18 protein-coding genes and 1 pseudogene are annotated in these 18,236 nt (G+C 63.8%); 3 read left to right on the top strand and 16 right to left on the bottom strand.

Going from position 1 to position 18,236, the window contains the following annotated elements:
- Positions 1-91 precede the first annotated feature (91 nt).
- Complete coding sequence (locus AUR_RS13690) at positions 92-1,027, top strand: cytochrome b/b6 domain-containing protein (RefSeq protein ID WP_062095116.1); 936 nt, start codon at positions 92-94, stop codon at positions 1,025-1,027.
- A 7-nt stretch (positions 1,028-1,034) separates the two neighbouring features.
- Here AUR_RS13690 and AUR_RS13695 read toward each other — a convergent pair whose 3' ends face one another.
- From AUR_RS13695 to AUR_RS13715, 5 genes are all read right to left on the bottom strand, one after another.
- On the bottom strand, positions 1,035-1,871 hold the full coding sequence (locus AUR_RS13695) for a hydroxymethylpyrimidine/phosphomethylpyrimidine kinase (protein ID WP_206616249.1): 837 nt from the start codon (positions 1,869-1,871) through the stop codon (positions 1,035-1,037).
- 39 nt (positions 1,872-1,910) lie between these two features.
- Complete coding sequence (locus AUR_RS13700; RefSeq protein ID WP_128397182.1) at positions 1,911-2,951, bottom strand: TAXI family TRAP transporter solute-binding subunit; 1,041 nt, start codon at positions 2,949-2,951, stop codon at positions 1,911-1,913.
- Positions 2,944-4,350 carry a sensor histidine kinase gene (locus AUR_RS13705; protein WP_062095122.1) on the bottom strand — a complete coding sequence of 469 codons (1,407 nt, stop codon included), beginning with the start codon at positions 4,348-4,350 and terminating at the stop codon, positions 2,944-2,946. Before AUR_RS13705 ends, AUR_RS13700 begins: the two co-directional genes overlap by 8 nt.
- Entirely contained in the window at positions 4,347-5,009 is a 663-nt protein-coding gene (locus tag AUR_RS13710; protein ID WP_021471607.1) for a response regulator transcription factor, read from the bottom strand. Before AUR_RS13710 ends, AUR_RS13705 begins: the two co-directional genes overlap by 4 nt.
- Positions 5,010-5,126: 117 nt before the next feature.
- The gene (locus AUR_RS13715; protein WP_021471606.1) at positions 5,127-6,512 is read right to left on the bottom strand and encodes an MFS transporter; all 1,386 of its coding nucleotides are present in this window, start codon (positions 6,510-6,512) and stop codon (positions 5,127-5,129) included.
- Between the two features lie 395 nt (positions 6,513-6,907).
- Between AUR_RS13715 and AUR_RS13720 the strand changes: the two genes are divergently transcribed.
- Entirely contained in the window at positions 6,908-7,432 is a 525-nt protein-coding gene (locus AUR_RS13720) for a methyltransferase family protein (RefSeq protein ID WP_052474363.1), read from the top strand.
- 14 nt (positions 7,433-7,446) lie between these two features.
- Here the strand turns inward: AUR_RS13720 and AUR_RS20570 are convergent, their stop codons facing one another.
- The 3 genes and pseudogenes from AUR_RS20570 to AUR_RS13730 form a co-directional block, all read right to left on the bottom strand.
- Positions 7,447-7,878 (bottom strand): hypothetical protein, encoded by a 432-nt coding sequence (locus AUR_RS20570; RefSeq protein WP_021471604.1) that lies wholly within the window; start codon positions 7,876-7,878, stop codon positions 7,447-7,449.
- Positions 7,875-8,773, bottom strand: a pseudogene (locus AUR_RS13725) (TIGR01777 family oxidoreductase). Before AUR_RS13725 ends, AUR_RS20570 begins: the two are co-directional and overlap by 4 nt.
- Positions 8,770-9,432, bottom strand: a complete 663-nt coding sequence (locus AUR_RS13730; RefSeq protein ID WP_062095126.1) for a TetR/AcrR family transcriptional regulator — start codon at positions 9,430-9,432, stop codon at positions 8,770-8,772. The pseudogene AUR_RS13725 and the gene AUR_RS13730 overlap by 4 nt, the downstream one beginning before the upstream one ends.
- Before the next feature lie 280 nt (positions 9,433-9,712).
- Between AUR_RS13730 and AUR_RS13735 the strand changes: the two genes are divergently transcribed.
- The gene (locus AUR_RS13735) at positions 9,713-10,420 is read left to right on the top strand and encodes a queuosine precursor transporter (protein ID WP_062095128.1); all 708 of its coding nucleotides are present in this window, start codon (positions 9,713-9,715) and stop codon (positions 10,418-10,420) included.
- 100 nt (positions 10,421-10,520) lie between these two features.
- Here AUR_RS13735 and tgt read toward each other — a convergent pair whose 3' ends face one another.
- The 8 genes from tgt to AUR_RS13775 all read right to left on the bottom strand — a co-directional run bounded on the left by tgt (position 10,521) and on the right by AUR_RS13775 (position 18,150).
- Positions 10,521-11,750: a tRNA guanosine(34) transglycosylase Tgt gene (gene tgt / locus AUR_RS13740; protein WP_031216264.1), complete on the bottom strand. Its 1,230-nt coding sequence runs from the start codon at positions 11,748-11,750 to the stop codon at positions 10,521-10,523.
- Between the two features lie 144 nt (positions 11,751-11,894).
- Positions 11,895-12,602: an SRPBCC family protein gene (locus AUR_RS13745; RefSeq protein WP_031216263.1), complete on the bottom strand. Its 708-nt coding sequence runs from the start codon at positions 12,600-12,602 to the stop codon at positions 11,895-11,897.
- 71 nt (positions 12,603-12,673) lie between these two features.
- Positions 12,674-13,723, bottom strand: a complete 1,050-nt coding sequence (locus AUR_RS13750) for a DUF6707 family protein (protein ID WP_062095130.1) — start codon at positions 13,721-13,723, stop codon at positions 12,674-12,676.
- Positions 13,724-13,796: 73 nt separating this feature from the next.
- Positions 13,797-14,336 carry an NUDIX hydrolase family protein gene (locus AUR_RS13755; protein ID WP_021471597.1) on the bottom strand — a complete coding sequence of 180 codons (540 nt, stop codon included), beginning with the start codon at positions 14,334-14,336 and terminating at the stop codon, positions 13,797-13,799.
- Between the two features lie 72 nt (positions 14,337-14,408).
- Entirely contained in the window at positions 14,409-15,029 is a 621-nt protein-coding gene (locus AUR_RS13760; protein WP_021471596.1) for an RraA family protein, read from the bottom strand.
- The gene (locus AUR_RS13765; RefSeq protein WP_082694480.1) at positions 15,026-15,454 is read right to left on the bottom strand and encodes a RidA family protein; all 429 of its coding nucleotides are present in this window, start codon (positions 15,452-15,454) and stop codon (positions 15,026-15,028) included. Before AUR_RS13765 ends, AUR_RS13760 begins: the two co-directional genes overlap by 4 nt.
- Positions 15,451-16,833 carry an MFS transporter gene (locus AUR_RS13770; RefSeq protein ID WP_062095132.1) on the bottom strand — a complete coding sequence of 461 codons (1,383 nt, stop codon included), beginning with the start codon at positions 16,831-16,833 and terminating at the stop codon, positions 15,451-15,453. Before AUR_RS13770 ends, AUR_RS13765 begins: the two co-directional genes overlap by 4 nt.
- 135 nt (positions 16,834-16,968) lie before the next feature.
- The gene (locus AUR_RS13775) at positions 16,969-18,150 is read right to left on the bottom strand and encodes a PucR family transcriptional regulator (protein WP_021471593.1); all 1,182 of its coding nucleotides are present in this window, start codon (positions 18,148-18,150) and stop codon (positions 16,969-16,971) included.
- Positions 18,151-18,236 lie beyond the last annotated feature (86 nt).

Genomic DNA, 18,236 nt, shown 5'->3' on the forward strand with positions numbered 1-18,236 from the left:
CGCCGTTTTCGCCGTCGGGCAGCAACTGGTTGAATCGCTATGAGAGCGCCAACTGGTCGCACGCCAACAAGCCAGAGAGGAACGCGGCCTGATGTCCGTTTCAAGCAAGTCGTCCGGGATCACGTCGAACAGGTGGTTCAAGCCCGTCGCCGTCACCGTGGGGGCTTTGGTCATCGCGCTGATCCTGGTGCTCGTGGCACAGTGGCTCCGCACGCTGGAACCGGTGAAGCAGTTCCTGACGGACTATCCGGGACACTCGGAGCTGCCCGAGGGCGCACCGACGGGGCTCCCGGCGTGGCTGGGCTGGCAACACTTCCTCAACATGTTCTTCATCGTCCTGATCATCCGCTCCGGTTGGCAGGTGCGCACCACTACGCGGCCGCCGGGTTACTGGACGCGGAACAACAAGGGCTTCATCAAGACCAGGAACGCTCCCACCAAGATCAGCCTGGACCTGTGGTTCCACTTGACGCTGGATGCGCTGTGGGTGCTCAACGGCCTGATTTTTATTGTGCTGCTGTTCGCCACAGGCCAGTGGATGCGGATTGTGCCCACCAGCTGGGACGTCTTCCCGAACGCGGTTTCGGCCGGCCTCCAGTACGCGTCGCTGAACTGGCCGCTGGAAAACGGTTGGGTCAACTACAACGCCTTGCAGCTGCTGACCTACTTCATCACGGTCTTCATCGCGGCGCCGCTGGCCATCATTACCGGCATCCGCATGTCCGGGGCGTGGCCCAAGAAGGCAGCGGTCAACAAGTTCTACCCCATTGAAGCTGCCCGCAAGGTCCACTTCCCGGTGATGATCTACTTCGTAGCGTTCGTGATCGTCCACGTGACGTTGGTCCTGGCCACGGGTGCCCTGCGGAACCTCAACCACATGTACGCCTCCACGGACGACGCCAACAGTTGGTGGGGCTTCGCGGTCTTCGCAGCGTCCATCGTGGTCACGGCTGCGGCCTGGTTCCTTGCCCGGCCCCTGTTCCTTCGCCCGATCGCGTCGCTGATGGGCAAGGTTACCAACCGCTAGGCCAGCGCTAGCTCAGCGCACCGCCCTGCCACAAGGCATCAAACGGCGCCCCGGACGCTACGCGGTTGCGGATTCCCTCGGTCACGAACGCCTTGGCTGTACGGGCCGCCTCGAGCGGCGACGCACCCTTGGCCAGCTCCGCCGTCACGGCGGCGGCCAGCGAACAGCCCGCACCGGACACCGCGACCTCGCCCACCTTCGGTGCACGCAGGACTTCCAGCGTCCGGCCGTCGTAGAAAACGTCGACGGCGTCAGCACCTTCCAGCCGCACCCCGCCTTTGGCGAGCACGGCGGCGCCGCTGAGCTCATGGATGCGGATGGCGGCGGCCTTGAGGGACTCTTCGTCGGTGATGGTGAGGCCGGAGAGGGATTCGGCCTCGAAATGGTTCGGTGTGACAAACGTGGCCAGCGGGAGGATCTGCGCCTTCAAGGCCTGGTCCGTGTCCAGCGCGTGTCCGGGCTCCTGGCCTTTGCAGATCAGGACCGGGTCCAGGATGATGCTGCTGAATGCGCCGTCGGACAGCGCCTTCTCCACGGTGCTGATGGTTGCCGGGCTTCCCAACATGCCGATCTTCACGGTGTCCAACACCGAAGGTGCGCCGGAAGCGGCACCGTAGGCCGCCGTCGTGGCTTCCAACTGGTCCGCAATCACTTGCTGGTCCACCGGGACAAAACGGTGGTTCCAGTTGTCCTTGGGATCGAACGAAACGATGCACGTCAGGTTGACGATGCCGAAAACTCCGAGTTCCTGGAACGTCTTGAGGTCGGCTTGCGCACCGGCGCCGCCGGTCGCTTCCGAGCCGGCGATGGTCAATGCAATGGCAGGGGCAGCGGCAGAAGTCATGGTTTCCATTTTGCCAGCTTCCTGATGATGCGCGATTTCCTAGCCGTGGAGGGACCTGTACGCAGCGGCCGCGGCCGGGTGCAGCGGAACCCCGGCTGTGTTGATGAGCGTCTCCGGACTGAGGAACTGCACGCCCGTGCTTGATGTGGGAATAAGGTCCTGCGCCCGTTCCACCAGCAGGCGCACCGTACGCCGCGCCAGGGAATCGGGGAGATCGCTGCGGCACAACAGCAGGTTGGCTACGCCCACCGTCCAGATCGCGGGGGCGTCGCCGTAGGTTCCCGCCGGTATGAGCACGCGGTCGTAGTAATCACCGTGTTCTGTGCGCAGGGCTGCGATGTGCAGTGAGAGGTCCAGGAGCCGGACTCCCAGCACCGAGGCTGTTGCTGCGATGGCTGCGGTGGGGACCCCGCCGGACCAGAAGAGGGCGTCGATGGACGCACCCCGGAGCGCGGACAGCCCTTGGTTGAGGCCTAGGTTGACCTGTTGCGGCGCGGGTTCAAGCACGGCGGAAGCGATGATCCGGGGAGCCGTCAGGGAAGTGCCGGACCCCGCTTCGCCCACCCCCACCACTTTTCCGGCCAGATCGGCGAAGGTCCCGATGCCGCTGTCTGCGCGGACTATGCAATGAACATAGTTCTCGTACACCTTGCCAAGCGCCACCAGGCTTGTACCGGCCGGGGTTGCGCCCGCAGCGGCCGGGGTTGCGCCCGTGGCGGCAGGGCTTGCGCCCGTGGCGGCAGGGCTTGGGCCGGGCGCTGCCGGACCCGGGGCCGGAAGCGCTGCCGTGTCGGCAAGTGCGACGGCGAATGTCGCCTCGCCGGACATGACCCGCCGGATGTTCTCAAGGCTTCCGCCAGTGACCAGAGGCTCTGCCGTTTCCGCAACGCCCTCGCGTTGCAGCAGACCTGCGAGCAAGGTGGCGAACTCCAAGTAGAAACCGCCCGATTCGCCACCAGCCACCGTCAGCTTCTCCGGTTTCGGCTCCGGCGTGCAGGCAGCGGAGGACATCAGCAGCCCTGCACTTCCCAGGATCAGCCCGGACGTGAGCACGGTACGGCGGGACAAAGGCCTAGCCATTCGCGCCACCGCCGAACTCCAGGCGTCCTATCAGCCCGTGCGGGACACGCTCCCGCAACACCAGCTTGCCTCCGTTGGCCTCGGCCAGCCGTTCCACGATGGTGAGGCCCAAGCCGTTGCCGGGAATTCCGCTGTGTTGAGGCGCGCGCCAAAACCGCGAGGTGGATGCCAGACGCTGATCAGCGGACAGTCCCGGGCCGTCGTCGGAGACCTCGATCGCCAGGCCGTCCCGAATAGCTTCGGCCGCCACTGCGATGTGACCACCGGGGGAGTACTTGATGGCGTTGGCCAGCAACTCACCCACCATCTGGGCCAGTTCCTCGGGGTCGCACCGGAGCTCCAACGCGGGCCCGCTGTGGTCTTCCAAGGTAATGGTGGAGCCGGCCAACCGTGCCGCGGGGCCCGCCCTTTCCACCTCGCCTTGGAGTACCGGGAAAGGATCAATGACGCTTTGGCGCCGATGCTCGGACGACTGCGCTGCAGCAGCCCCGGCAACGGCACGATGCTCCGCAGTCGCCAGCTTCAGCACGCCGTCGAGCATTTCCTCAACGCGCTCCAGTTCGTCCACCACGCCGGCCGCCGCCGCCTTCGCCGGGCTGTTTTGCAGTTCAAGCTGCAGCAGGTCGATCCGGAGCCGCAGGGCGCCCACCGGGTTGCGCAGCTGGTGCGAGGTGTCCGCGATGAGCTGACGCTGCGACTCCATGCTTTCGCTGACAGTGTTGGCCATGGCGGAGAACGAACGGCTCAGTTCCCGCAGCTCGGGCGGACCTGCCTCGGGAAGCTTGCTGGTCTTGCCCGTGGTTTCGAGTTGGTGTACCGCTTCACTCAAGCGGTGCACCGGCCGCAAAACCCAGCCGGTGAGGCGGGCAGCGACCAGCAGCAGCACCGCACCCATCACCAGGGCCGCGAGCCCGACGACGACCCACCGTTCGCGCAGTTTCGCCCGGGCCGCGTCGAGGTTGACTTCCAGGACGGCTTCTCCGAGCACCTGGCTGGCCGTTCCAAAAGAGCGCGAGATGACCTCCGTCCCGGATTCGAAGGGCCGGACCGTGCCGATGGTGGTGTCGCTGAGGTTGAGGCTGGCCCGGGCCAAGGCATCCTGAACGTCCCGTCTTTGCTCGCTCAGACCGCCGGAGGCCAGGGTTTGCTGCTGGAGGCGGATCAGGATGCCTTCGCCATAGAGTTCGGTGTACCGGTCCATTTCGCGCTGGAGCTGGGTGGTGTCGCCATCAGCGGAGGCATCGTTGGCGAGCTGGGCAAAACGGTTCAGGGCCGATACCCGGTTGATCTGCACGTCCTGGGTCAGTTCCCGCGCGGCTGACGTAAGGATGACGCTGGAAACCGTGACAACAATGAGCACGGCGATGACACTGAGGATCCCGAGGACGCGGACCTTCATCCCTGCTCCACGCGATACCCGACGCCCCGCACGTTGATGATGAACCCGGGCAGTTGCAGCTTGGACCTCAGGCCGGTCAGGTGGACATCCAAGGAGCGGGAGTGCGCCACGAAGGCGTCGCCCCACAGGGCATCCAGAATCTGCTCACGGGTCACCACGGAGCCGGCGTTGCGGACCAAGAGGCTGAGGAGGTCGAATTCGGTAGCGGTGAGGCTGAGTTCCCTGTCGTCGACGACGGCGAGGCGGCGGTCGAGGTCTACGGTCAACGGCCCCACGGTGACCTCATGGGGTGTGCTCTGGCCGGAGCGGCGGGCCCTTCGCGTCACGGCCTCGATCCGGGCGAGCAGCTCCACCAGCTTGACCGGCTTGACCAGGTAATCGTCCGCACCCGAGCGCAGGCCCAGGACCACGCTGCGTTCATCATCGCGCGCCGTGAGGATCAGGATGGGGATGTGCGTGACTTGGCGGAGCTTCCTGAGCACTTCCAACCCGTCCAGGTCCGGGAGGCCCAGATCCAGGAGGATGACCTCGTGGTTGCGGTGGTCCAGGAGTGCATCTTCACCGCGGGACACCCTGGTTGGTTTGTGGCCCGCCGACGTCACGGCAGCCCCCAGTGCCGACGCCATGGCGTCGTCGTCCTCGACGATGAGCACGTGCACTGTTGATCCTTCTGGTAGCCCGGCGGGTGTTTTCCGCTACTTGAGCTTAACGTTGCGAGGCCCGCCCTGCGGCCTTCGCACTCAGCGAAGGGCGCAGAACGGGCCTCAGAGGGGGTGTTAGACGTTGACGAGGTCCTTCTTGTCGTCGTCTTTGCGGTTTCCCCAAGCATGTCCCTGCTCGGTATCGAGGTGCGTAGCCTTCTTGTTCTTGAGGGCGAAGACGTACACCAACAGCGAGATGAAGATGGCCGCCGTGACGTAGGTGAAGAACATGTCCACCTGGCCGGCTTTCTGCAGGGCAGCGCCGATCAGCGGGACCGTACCGCCGAACAGCGAGTTGGCGATCGCGTAGCCAAGACCCACGCCCAGCGCACGGATGGATGCCGGGAAGAGTTCAGCCTTCACCAGCGCATTGATGGACGTGTAGCCGCCAACCATCAAGAGGCCGCCCATCATGAGCAGGAAGGCGACGAACGGATCCTTGGTTCCGGCCAGGGTGGAGAGCAGCGGCCAAGTGAACAGGACACCGGTGACGCCGAACCAGATCAGCAGCGGCTTGCGGCCGATCTTGTCCGACAACATGCCGTAGACGGGCTGCAGCAACATGAAGATGAACAGTGCCCAGAAGTTGATGACGGAGGTGTCGGTCTTTGCGATGCCGGAGGTATCGTTCATGAACTTCAGGATGAAGTTGGTGTAGGTATAGAACGCCACCGTGCCGCCGAGGGTGATGCCGATGCAGATCAGCAGCGGCTTCCAGTGCTTGGTGAACAGGAGCTTCATGCTGCCCGGCTGGGCCTCGCCCTCAACCTTGACGTGCGCTGCACGGATCTGGTCGGCGGAGACGGTCTCTTCCATGGAGCGGCGGAGCCACAGGACAACCAGTGCAGCAACGCCGCCGATTGCGAACGGAATGCGCCAGCCCCACTCGGTCAGGTCTTCCTTGCTCATGGTGTTCTGCAGGATCACGAGGACCAGGAGGGCCAGCATCTGGCCGCCGATGAGCGTGACGTACTGGAAGCTGGAGAAGAAGCCGCGACGCTTGGCCGTTGCTGCCTCGGACATGTACGTGGCGCTGGTCCCGTACTCGCCGCCGACGGAGAAGCCTTGGACCACGCGGACGAAGACCAAGAGGATCATGGCCCACAGGCCGATGACGTCCTGGGTAGGCAGGATCGCAATGGCGAACGAACCCGCGGACATCAGGGTCACGCTCAGCGTCAGGGCAGCCTTCCGGCCCTTACGGTCCGCGTAGCGGCCGAAGAACCAGCTGCCGATCGGACGCATGAGGAACGACGTCGAGAAGACCGCCATCGCTTCAAGGCCAGCCTGCAGTTCGTCCTTGGAGTTGAAGAAGTGCGACTGGAAGTACGCGGCAAAAACGGTGTACACGTAGAGGTCGAACCACTCCACGAGGTTGCCCGCAGAGCCCTTGAGGATGTTGCTCACGGCCTTGCGTGTCTGTGCCGCCTCGCTCAGAGGCGCGGCTTGTTGGGTGCTCATCAATGAACCTTCCTGGACGGCTGCGCACATGGCAGTCGTGTCTTGCATGAGTTCGTTCTGTCCATGAAGCTCGTGCTCATGGCTTCCTTGCACATGGCTCTTCGTCGACTAAGAAAGGTCCTCTTGGGGGTGAAGAGGACATGTTCCAAGCTATGGGTGATGCACGGCACAGCCAACGTCGGAGGGGATTTCCTAACACTTCCTTAGGATTCCGAGAGGAAAACCCCGGTTCCGCGCCCCCACCGTTCCTCTATCACTTCCCGTCGGGTTTCCCGCGTTGCTCTATCACCTCCCGTCGGGTTTCCCGCGTTGCTCTATCACCTCCCGCCGGGATTCCCGCGTTCCTCTATCACTTCCCATAGCGCCTCACCCTTCGCGGGTTTATGGTTCTGGACATGAGCCCACTCGCACGGCTGGCCGGCGCGGTGAAACGGGAAGCGGCCGGCATCCCTTTGCCACCCGGGCAGGTGCTCGGGTTGGTCTTGGACGCGGTCCTACAACGGATACACCCCTTGCCCACGTTGTCCGCCCGACGCGCCCGCAGGAGCGCCGGGACGCTGTTGGTGCTGACCGGCGTCGGAATTACCGTTTGGGCGGTGGCGGAACGACGGCGGCACACCACCGGAAGCTTTGCCTTGGGCCGTCCGGAAGCGTTGGTGACCAGCGGTCCGTACTCCGCGAGCCGGCATCCGATGTACCTGGGCTGGTGGTTAATCCACGCAGGGGTTGCGGTGTACAAGGGCTCGCGCTGGGCGGCTGCAACCCTGCCCGCGGGCATGGCCGTGGAACACTTCGGCGCGTTGTGGGAAGAGAAGGCCCTCCAGAAGGAGTTTGGTCCGGCGTATAGCCAGTACATGGGCAACGTCCCGCGTTACGTCGGGTTCCCTGCGCGGACGCCCGACGGCGGTGAGCGGAGTTAGCCCCATAGCCGCCGTTATGCGGTGGGTGGGCAGATCTTGACCAGCCTCCAGGCCGACAACCTGCCGATCGCCGCGGCGGTTGCGATGGACAGGCTAAAGAGGACCGTACCCAAACTGGAAAGCCCACCAAAGGGTGCGCAGATCAGGGTGCCAACCACGAAGAACGCGGCCACGTGGAGCCATTGGTTCCGCACTTGCCTTAGAACCAGTCCTAACAGCCATCCGACTACGGATCCGATGAGTGCTGCGGGGATGGCGGCATAGATGAAGAAAATCAGCGCATATTCAGGGGCTTGCAGGGACAACAGGGTACTAAAGGCTACATAGGCAACCAAGACACCCATACCCAGCCCCTTCCCTCCCAAGGTCACCCTGACCCGCGGGTTGGGGAGCTGGGGAGGATGCGGTGTTGTGCGGTTGTACTGGTCATCGCCATGCGTACTCAATTGTCACTTCTCCGAAGAGCGCTGAGAGCTCCGGCCAATGACGGATACTCAAACACGAAACCGCATCGAGTAGCTTCCGTGGCTCTACCCATCGGCTCTTCAGGACCAGCTCGGTCTGGGTGCGGATGCGAACTGCCCCAACTTCAAGGAGCCAAGCGGGCGTCGGAATGCCGAAGGGGACGTCCAGGCTCACCCGGACCAGCCCCATGAGTTCGCGATTGTCTACCGGATTGGGCGACGCCGCATTGACTGCACCAACAAGCCCGGGTTTTGCGTGAATGAACATGACCGAACGGAACAAGTCCTCCACGTGGATCCAACTGAACTTCTGCGTCCCCGGTCCCATGTGCCCACCCAAGCCAAACCTGGCCAGGTTCCGGAGGGGGTTCATCACGCCCCCTGCGCCCAGTACGATCGCGATCCGAAGAGGCACCTTGCGCGTGCGCCGTGCAGTGGCGGCCTCCAACTCGTCTTCCCAAGCCTTGGCAACGTTGACAGAGAACCCGCTGCCGAGTTCGCCGGAAGCCTCCGACTGTGGGTGATCGTCGGCATGCCGGTAAATGGTCCCGGTACTTGAGTTGATCCAGGTGCTCGGTGGCTCGGCGCAGGCAGCCAAGGCGCGGCCCAACGTTCGAGTCGTCAACACGCGCGAATCCATAATTTCCCGGCGATTCCGCCTCCCGTAGCGGCAGTTCACGGAACGTCCGGCAAGGTTCACCAACAGTGCGGCGCCGTTCAGCGTACTGGTGATGGCGCCGTCGTCGTTCCACTGTGCGTCAGCCGACGCGTTCCGCCCGACTGTTCGGACCTTCCAACCCTCTTCAAGAAACCGCCGATGGAAGTAGCTGCCGATAAAGCCAGTGGCTCCGGCGATGACCACCGTCCGCGGGTTCATGAGTCTTCCTTGACGCTGCGAACCAGTCTCAGGACGTCGTCGAACACTTTGCTGACGCCGGGAATCTTCGTAAGCGACAGACCACGGGCCATCAGTGGCGCGGCGCCGTCAATCAGCCGGCGCGTGCGGCGTTGATCCGTGGATTGGTCGTATACCCAAAACAACGCGACGCCCATGTACGCCAGCCACAGCAGCTCGGGAAGATCGCCGCCTAGCTTCTTAGCGACGGCCGGAGTGGAACCTTCGACGGCGGAACGGAAGATCGCGAGCGACGCCTCCCGGGCGGGAGCGGATGCCGCGCCAAACGGGTTGACGGGCGACGTCGGCCGGATGGCTGTGGCAATGAAGTCGGAACCGAACTGGTGGTAAGGGGACATGACGTCGATGCCAGCGTGCAGAACGGCTTTCATGCGGCCTGCGAGATCCGGGATGCCTTCGAGTGCCTGTGCCGCGGCCGATGCGTGCTCATTCTGGACTTGGATGTACAACTCCTGAACGAGCTCGTCTTTGGACGCGAAGTAGTAGTAAGCGTTGCCGACGGAAACTCCCGCTTCTTGGGCAATGGCGCGCATGGTGGTTTTCTCGAAGCCGATCTCCCGGAACATCTTCAATGCGACGTCGGCTACGAGTTGGCGGGTTCGCGCGCTCTTAATTGCCATCGGGCCCCTCCTGTTTGAACGTGTTCAAGAATCAGTATGGCACCTTTCTGAACGCGTTCAAAAAGGTGAGGTGGCAGAGGGATGGCAGAGGGATGGTTGGGAGGGGGTGGGATGTGGCTGAGGGGTGGCCGGTTGAGGGTGGGATGTGGCAGAGGGACGGGGATGGGAGAATGTAACGTGGTGCCGGGCCAAACGTGCCCGCCACCCACAGTGCTAATACAGCGGGGCGCTCTCCGAAAAGGATGAGGCGCCTGCGCGAACCACTACGAATGGATGACCCATGCCCTCGCCTTCCGGCAGTACCTTGAGCAAGCCCGCGCCCCGTTTCGCTTCGATCGGATCTCCCTATTTCGGCATCATGCTGGCCGTCATGGCGGTGGTGTTGATCCTGTCCAACATCGGCGCTTCCAAGGGTGTGGTGCTCGGGCCGATCATCACCGACGGCGGATTCTTCCTCTTCCCGCTCGCGTACATTCTGGGCGACGTCATGAGCGAGGTCTACGGCTTCAAAGTTGCCCGGAAGGCGATCATCACCTCGTTCGCGTTATCGGTGTTTGCATCGCTCTGCTACTGGGTGATCATCATTCTTCCGGGCTTCGACGACGATTACGGTGTGGCCAAGCAAGCCGCCATCGAAGGCGCGTTGGGACCCGTCCCGCAGATCGTCCTCGCCTCCTTGCTTGCGTTCCTGGCCGGACAAACCATCAACTCGTGGATCCTCGTGAAGATGAAGGAACGCACGGGTGAGAAGAGCCTGTGGGCCCGGCTCATGGGTTCGTCGGTGGTGGGCGAATTCGTGGACACGCTGATCTTCTGCAGCATCGCCGCGTCCGTCATCGGCATCTCCGACGTCGGCTCGTTCGTGAACTACGTCCTGGTCGGCTTCCTGTACAAGACCGCCGTCGAGTTCCTGTTCGTGCCCGTCACCGTCCTGGTGGTGGGCTGGATCAAGAAGCGTGAACCGAGCTACGGAGAAGTCGCCGCCTAGGCCCTCGTCGAGTTCGCCGGAAGCCTGCGGTAGACCAGCGACGTTCCGCACGAGCGAGCAGGGCTCCGGCGAACTCGCGAACCGGAGAAGTCGCAGCCAGCTAGGAGTAGTACCGCCCCAACGTCTCGGCCTTGAACTCGAAGAAGTCCCCGGATTCGATGGCCAAGCGCGCGTCGTCCACCATCTTCACCACGAAGCGCTCGTTGTGGATGGAGATCAGCGTGGCCGACACCATTTCCTTGGCCTTGAACAGGTGGTGGATGTACGCGCGGGAGTAGTTGGTGCAGGTGTAGCAGTCGCAGCCGTCCTGCAATGGACCGAAGTCCTTCTTGTACTTGGCTCCGGAGAGGTTGAAGCGGCCGAACGGCGTGTAGAACGCGGAGTTCCGGGCAACGCGCGTGGGGGAGACGCAGTCGAAGGTGTCGGCACCGTTCTCGATGGCGGTGAAGATGTCATCGGGTTCGGAGATGCCTAGGAGATGCCGGGGCTTGTCCTCCGGAAGCTCCTCGTTGCACCAGCGGACGATCGTCCCGAGGTTTTCCTTCTCCAGCGCTCCGCCGATTCCGTATCCATCGAAGGGCATGGCGCCAAGGTCGCGGCAGGCTTTGCGCCGCAGGTCCTCGTACTGCGCGCCCTGGATCACGCCGAACAGCGCCTGGTACGGCTTGCCCACCCGCGAGGCCGTCAAGGCAAAGTGCTCCTCCAGGCACCGCAGCGCCCACAACCGGGTGCGTTCCAAGGATTCTTCCTGGTAGCCGCGGGAGTTCTGCAGGGTGGTGAGCTCGTCGAAGGCGAACATGATGTCCGCGCCGATCTGGTGCTGGACCTGCATGGAGATCTCGGGGGAGAACCGGTGTTTGTCCCCGTTGAGGTGCGACTTGAACCAGACGCCGTCGTCATCGATGTGCGCCAGGCGCTCCTTCCCGGGAGCAACAGCGTCGTCAGGGCCTGAGGTGTCAACATTCTTCATGTCGATCACCTTCTTGAACCCGGAGCCCAGGCTCATCACTTGGAAACCGCCGGAGTCGGTGAACGTGGGGCCCTGCCAGTTCATGAACGCGCCCAGACCACCCGCGGCATCGAGGATTTCAGGCCCGGGTTGCAGGTAAAGGTGGTAAGCGTTGGCCAGCACGGCTTGCGCGCCAAGTTCGGCGATTGACTCGGGCAGGACGGCCTTGACGGTCGCTTTGGTCCCGACGGCGATGAATGCGGGCGTCTGGATGGTCCCGTGCGGCGTGGTGATGGTGCCGGTCCGGCCCAGGAATTCGCCTCCGTTTGCTTCTACAAGGGAGGACGACGGCGACGACGTTTCCGTCAGGCGGCGGCCCACCGTGAAGCCGAATTCGGTTTGCTCCGCCGGAAGCGCCCCGTTGGAACGAGGCGCGGCGGTAGGAAGCGGGGAGGACTGGGAAACAGAAGCTGGCACGCTACCAAGTGTGCCAGCTTTACCGAAGGTAACTTGACGTGGCGGCCGTCAGGAACCGTAGTTCGACTCTTTCCACTTGTCCCACGAGGACCGGATGTCCGCCAAGGTGTGGGCCCCCAGATCGTACGTTGAGGCAATGACGATCGCTCCGCCGTCGGGCCTCTTCTCCGGTATGGGCAGTTGCTCGGCAACGATCAGCAGCCCGTCCCCGTGTTCAGCGTAGCTGCGGACCGTGACGCCTACTTGGTGGCGGCTCTTGAACCAGACCTTCCCGGAAATAGCCTCACCGGTGCCCAGCGTCAGCGAGTACTCGTCGCCCACGGGTGGCAGGTCGCCCAGCCCCAGCTTTTCTATGGCCGATCCACTCCCGGAGACCGACAGGAAGTGGGTTCGCCGCTTGCCATGCGGGTGGCGCTCCAAGGCGAAACGCAGCTGGTTGATGAACGTGAGCCAGCCTTGGGTGATGTCCTCGTCCCATTCCGCCCACTCGGAGTTATGGTCCAGGGCCGCCCGGGTGACCTTGAGCTCGGTGCCCCCGGACACAGGATGCAGTTCGAAGACATCGCCGCCGTTGACGGTCAGGCTGGTGTGGTCCGGACCCTCCACGACGTCGGTGTTGAAGTAGATCTGTTTGATTTCGTCATTCAGGTCATCGGCTTCCCAGCCGTGCCATTGGGCCACCAGCGACGGTTCGCGCAGCATATTCCAAACCTGCGGCGCATCAGCATTAATCACAACGCTCAGATTGTTCGTCATGGCCCCGAATTTACCGCCGTTTAGGCGCCCGCAACAGACCTTGACGCCATGGTGCGGAGCCCGGCCGGGGATCAGGCCCGGACTGCCTCGAGTTCATTGCCGATCCGGCGTCCCAGTTCGTCCTCGTCGATGGTCTCGGAGCCGCCGTGGGCGCGCAGGAACAGCAACGCTTCGAGCCGCAGGAACCGCCACTCACGTTCGGCTTCCTGGTTTCCGTTGTCGATTGCGCGGAAGATTTCTTTGTCGTAGAGGTTGGGTTCGTTGAGGGCGCGCTGCCGCACACGGGCGTTGATCCGGGCCCTGAACGGGTCTTCTTCCTGCGATTCCGGCGCGCGGAGGAGTTTCTCGTACACCGCGGCCCGTTCAGTCTGGCCCGACTCGCGGCAGATGAAGCTGGAAAGCGCGAGCGCACGTTCAATTGACGCCCAGCGGTCCAGGTTGCCGTCGAACGGCAGGACATTCAGGAGGTCGGCGACGGCAAGCGAACCGTCCGGATCCTTGAGCACCACGCAAAGGTTGAAGGCCAGGTCGCTCAGGTCCCGCAGGCAACTGCCGGACTTGGTGTTGATGCCCTTGGCGAGGCGATCGGCCAGCACCTGCACGCCGTTCTTGCCCTTGTGGTTGGACGCAGCAGCCAGCACCACGGACTCGGGCGTGCCCGCCGGCTCGGGAATCAACGCCATCTCTTCGGCGCTGGGCCCGATGTACGCCGGCGGCGCTTCCGGGCGGGGAGGTACGACGACGGCAGGTTCAGCAGGGGCCGGAGCGTCGGGAGCCGCCGGGCTGCTGGAGTCCGGGGCGCTGGAGTCTTGGACACCGGAGTCGGAAGTGCCCGCATCGGCGGCGCCGGCATCGGCGGCGCCCCCATCCGGAAGGCTGGAGTTGGCACCGGCTGGAACTCCGTCACCGACAGGAACACTGGACCTGGCAGCGATGCGTACGCTGCCGCCGTCGTGCGTTGTCACCAGCACCAACGCCGGGACGCCGTAATCGTCATTCTGGACGTCGACGGAAGTGATTTCCTCGGCCGGCCCGTCTCCGGGCAGGTACACAAAGTCTCCGGGCTGCAGGTCCCCAGCCTGCTTTTCGCGGTATTGCTGAGTAGCTGGGCTGTGAGTCATCGGAAGTCCTTTGGTTCTCTTGCGGTCCGCCGTCCAGTCTACAAAAGGGGACCGCTCCAAGCCGGGGGACCCGCTAGACGACGATGCCCGAGTATGCCAGTGCCTGCCGCACGAGGTTCCCGCGGCCACCTTCGAACTCCTGCTGGACACCGTCGCTGAGGACGTCCTGCGGGGTCATCCACGTGAGTTCGAGGGCATCCTGGCGCGGTTCGCATTCGCCCGTGACGGGAATGACGAAGACCAGCGAGACGGCGTGTTGGCGTTCGTCCGTGAAGCCGGTCTGCGAGGGAGCCGGGAAGTATTCGGCCACCGTGAAAGGAACCGGGCTGATGGGAAGCTGCGGGAAAGCCAGGGGACCGAGGTCCTTTTCCATGTGCCGCAGGAGGGCTGCCCGGATGGTTTCTCGGTACAGGACGCGACCGGAGACGAGGTAGCGCACCATGTTGCCGTCGGCGTCGCCCTGCAGGAGTGAGCCGACCTCATTGACGTACCCGAGCGGATCCAGCCGGACGGGAACAGCTTCCACGTAGACCATGGGCAGCCGCCCGCGGGCCTCGAAGAGGTCTTCGTCGGAAAGCCAGCCGGGATACGGATCAGGTGTACGTACGCTCATAGTTAAGTTCTACCCCATCCCCGGACCAAGTTCGCTTGTGGCGCAGCAGGTGGCCTGCCGCGTCCGCGGATGCTACAGGGCAAGGATCGATTCGAGCGGTTCCCCGGCCGCGATGCGTGCCAGGATGGCGGGCTCGGCCTCGTCGGAGGCCAGCGCCCGGGGGAGGACTTCCTGAGCAGCTTCGGGTGCGAGCACTATCAGGCCATTGTCATCACCCAGGACGATGTTGCCCGGATTCACCTGCACGCCTCCACAGTGGACGGGAACGTTGACCGCCGACCCCGCTCCGCGCAGCCTTTTGGTGGTGAGGCACGACGTCCCGCGGGCAAACACCGGCAGCCCGGCCTCGCGGAGTTCCCGGACGTCGGTCGCCACGCCATCAACAACGACGGCGGCAGCACCTTGGGCGATCGCCGCCGCCGCGGTCACGGCTCCTACAGGCGCGTGACGGTTGTCGCCGAGCATGTCCACCACCAGTACGTCACCGGGCCGGAGTGCCAGGAGCGCCCGATTCATCGCGATTGCGTCTCGGTCTGCGATGCGCACGGTAACGGCCGGCCCTGCGATTTTGACGCCGCCCGGGACGTGCCCCATGAGCGAGCCGATGCCGGGATCAACGAACCCCTCCTCGAGGAAATGGCCGATCGTGGGGTAGCTGGTCCTGGCGAGGTCCTCAAGCAAAGTGGTGATCACAGGGAACCCTCCTTGGCGGGTATTTCAGGGCCGGTCTTGGGCGCGAGCACTGCCACGCATTCAATCTCCAGTGACACGCCCCAAAGACTGACGCACACCGTGGTCCGGGCGGGCTTGGCCGTGCCGAAGTACTCGACGTAAACGCGGTTGTACTCTTCCAGTTGCTCAGGGCTGGTGAGGTAGGTGTTGACCTTGACCACGTGCTCCAAGCCGGATCCGGCCGCCTCCAGCACCCCGGCGAGGTTTTTGATGGTCTGCCGGACCTGGCCCTCGAAGGTGTCCGGTTGGTGGTTGAGGCCGGTAATCGCGGGGATCTGGCCGGAGGTGAAGATGAAACCGTTGGCAATGACCGCCGGGGAGAAGGGCCCGACGGCGGGCGCCTGGCCGGGGATACCGGCCAGGCGCTCGATGTGGGTTGCGGTCACTTCGCTGCCGTGGCTTCCGTGGAACCTGCAGTTGCGGCACCGGCCACGGCGGGTGCCTCGTCCACGGCATCGATGTTGCCGTGGCGGGTTTCCGTCAGGACGAACAGTGCTGCCAGGGAGGCGAGGGCTGCTGCGAGGATGTACCAGGCGATTGAGGAACTTTCACCGGTCAGGCCCAGGAGCCACGTGGTGATGAACGGGGTTGCCGCGCTGCCCAGGAGACCGGAGAGCATGTAGGCCACCGAGAGGCCGGAGTACCGGACCTTGGATCCGAACAGTTCGGCAAGGAAGGTCGCGATGGGGCCGTAGTTGGCCGCGAAGGCAGTCATCATGGCCAGGTAGGCGACAAAGAGCAGGGCCACGGACTTGGTGTCCATGAGCCAGAACATCGGGAACGCGAGCGTTGCCTCGGCAATGACGCCGGCGTAGATGATGGGCTTGCGGCCGTGCTTGTCGGAGAGCTTGCCGAAGAACGGGATCAGCACGAAGCAGAGGGCGCACGCAGACAGGACCACCCACAGCATGAGGCTTTCCGAATGGCCCAGTTCCTTCTTGCCGTAGGCCACGCCGGAGGCTACCAGGAGGGTGAAGGTGCTGCCGGTGGACAGGGTAGCGACGCCGCCCAGGACAACCTGCTTCCAGTACTTGGCCATGAGGGCGGCGAAGGGCATCTTGGCCTTTGCCCCGGCGGTCTTGACGGCCTGGAAGGAGGGCGTTTCCTCGATGTTGAGGCGGATGTAGATGCCGACGGCCACCAGGAGGCAGGAGGCCAGGAACGGTATCCGCCAGCCCCAGGCGAGGAGGTCCTCGCTGCTCATGGAGGAGGCCACGATGAGGAACGCGACGTTGGCGATCAGGGTTCCGGCGGGCACGCCTACCTGGACCAGGGAACCGTAGAAGCCCCGGCGGGTGGACGGTGCATGTTCCACGGTCATGAGCACGGCTCCACCCCACTCGCCGCCCAAGGCAAGGCCTTGGATCACGCGGAGCAGGAGCAGCAATAGCGGTGCCATGATGCCGATCGCTGCGTAGTCAGGAAGCAGGCCGATGGCGAAGGTTGCGGCGCCCATGGTGAGCAGCGACACGAGGAGCATGGACTTGCGGCCGAGGCGGTCACCGAAGTGGCCGAAGACTATGGCTCCGACCATGCGGGCAATGTATGCGGAGGCGAAGGTTCCGAAGGCCAGCATGGTGCCGACGATCGGATCGAAGCTGGGGAAGAAGATCTTGTTGAAAACGAGTGCCGAGGCGGTTCCAAAAACAAAGAGGTCGTACCATTCGACGGTGGTGCCAATAACGCTGGCGAGGGCAATCTTGCGCATTTTGGCGAGGTCTAGCCTGGCTGTGGATGCGGCGGCGGTATCTACCGTGTGGGCCATCAGAATCTCCGGATGGGGTGCGGGGACGAGTGTCCGGTGCAAGGTAGCTACAACTATTCTGTGTTGCCGATCACACGTTCAATGGCAAAAATCCCAGCAAAAATCCGGCGAAAATGTGTGAACACACATCGGGCGTCATGCCCACGCAACTATCAGGCGGGCCGACTTGGCCGGTACGGCAAGGTCTATGCCCGTCAGTTCCTCGAACCGGTTGAGACGGTTAAGGATGGTGTTCCGGTGACAGAACAACTGCTCCGACGTGACGGTGATGTTGCCGGTGCTCAAATAATGGCGGACGGTTTCGAGCAGGCGTTCCCGCTCGCCGCCCCTGCATTCAGCCAGGGCTTCTTCGATCTCGGCCGCGAGGTCCATGCCGGAATCCTGGAGGGCCTGGCGGGCGAGGCGGGGCCATGCCGAGTCGGCGGAAAGCGGCCGCGTATCTCGGGGCCTTAGCAGTGCGGCCAGGCTTTCGGCAGTGCGGGCCGCTGCCGGAAGGGCCCGAAGCCCGAGGACCTCAGGGACGTAGCCGCAGGGGAGGTCTGCCAGCGGTGGGGGCAGTTGGTCCTCGCTGTCAGCGCTGCGGGTGCGGGTAGCCGGCAGCGCCCAGAACGCATAGGTGTTTCCGCCTGATTCGTGGAGGAAGAGCTTCTGCCTGGCGGTGGTGTTCGACGTGAATCGGGATATGGCGGTCCGCAGCCGTGCGCCAGGCTCTCCGCTGGCAGCCACCAGTGCAAAGCGTGAGTCGGCGTTGATGCCCAGAGCTGAAGCGACCTGGGCGGAGGTTTCCACGGACGGCGTGCTTTGGTTGAAGAGCCGGGCAACGAACTCGCGTTGGATACTCGATTCCTCCTGGGCCATGCGGACCCGTTCGGTGAGGTAACTGGTGTGCGTGCGGGTGGCGAATTCGTCCACGACACCCCACACCTTGTCTACACGGGATGCTAGCAATATGGCGTCCTCCGGTGTTGCGATTTCCAGCAGTTCGGCCCAGAGGATGCTGAAGTCCAAGCGCACGGCCGTGGTCAGGGATTCCGGGGGAATACCTGCCTGGGCGCGCTTGGCACCCAAGTCCGAGGCGAATTCGAGGAGGCCGTCCCGGCTGTCCGGATGTGTTCCTTTCAAGCCCCGGATCAGGCGCCGGAAGGTTTCCCTGGCCGTGTCCCGGATCTCCTGGACAGTGACCTGGCTTTCGCCGTACTCCGGGATGTCCCGGACCTTGGTGGTGAAAGCCTGCGCCAGTTCATCAAGCCGTTCTTCGAGCTGATCAACCAGCCGGGACCAGCGTGCCTGTTGGGCCGGCGATTCAACATTGTGCATTCACACATTCTAGGGGCATCAATGCGTGGTGTATCGCTAGTTATTTTGGGAAAAGCTACTGGCAGTATGGAGTGAGTCACAAAATG

This window comes from Paenarthrobacter ureafaciens (genome assembly GCF_004028095.1).
Classification (GTDB): Bacteria; Actinomycetota; Actinomycetes; order Actinomycetales; family Micrococcaceae; genus Arthrobacter; species Arthrobacter ureafaciens.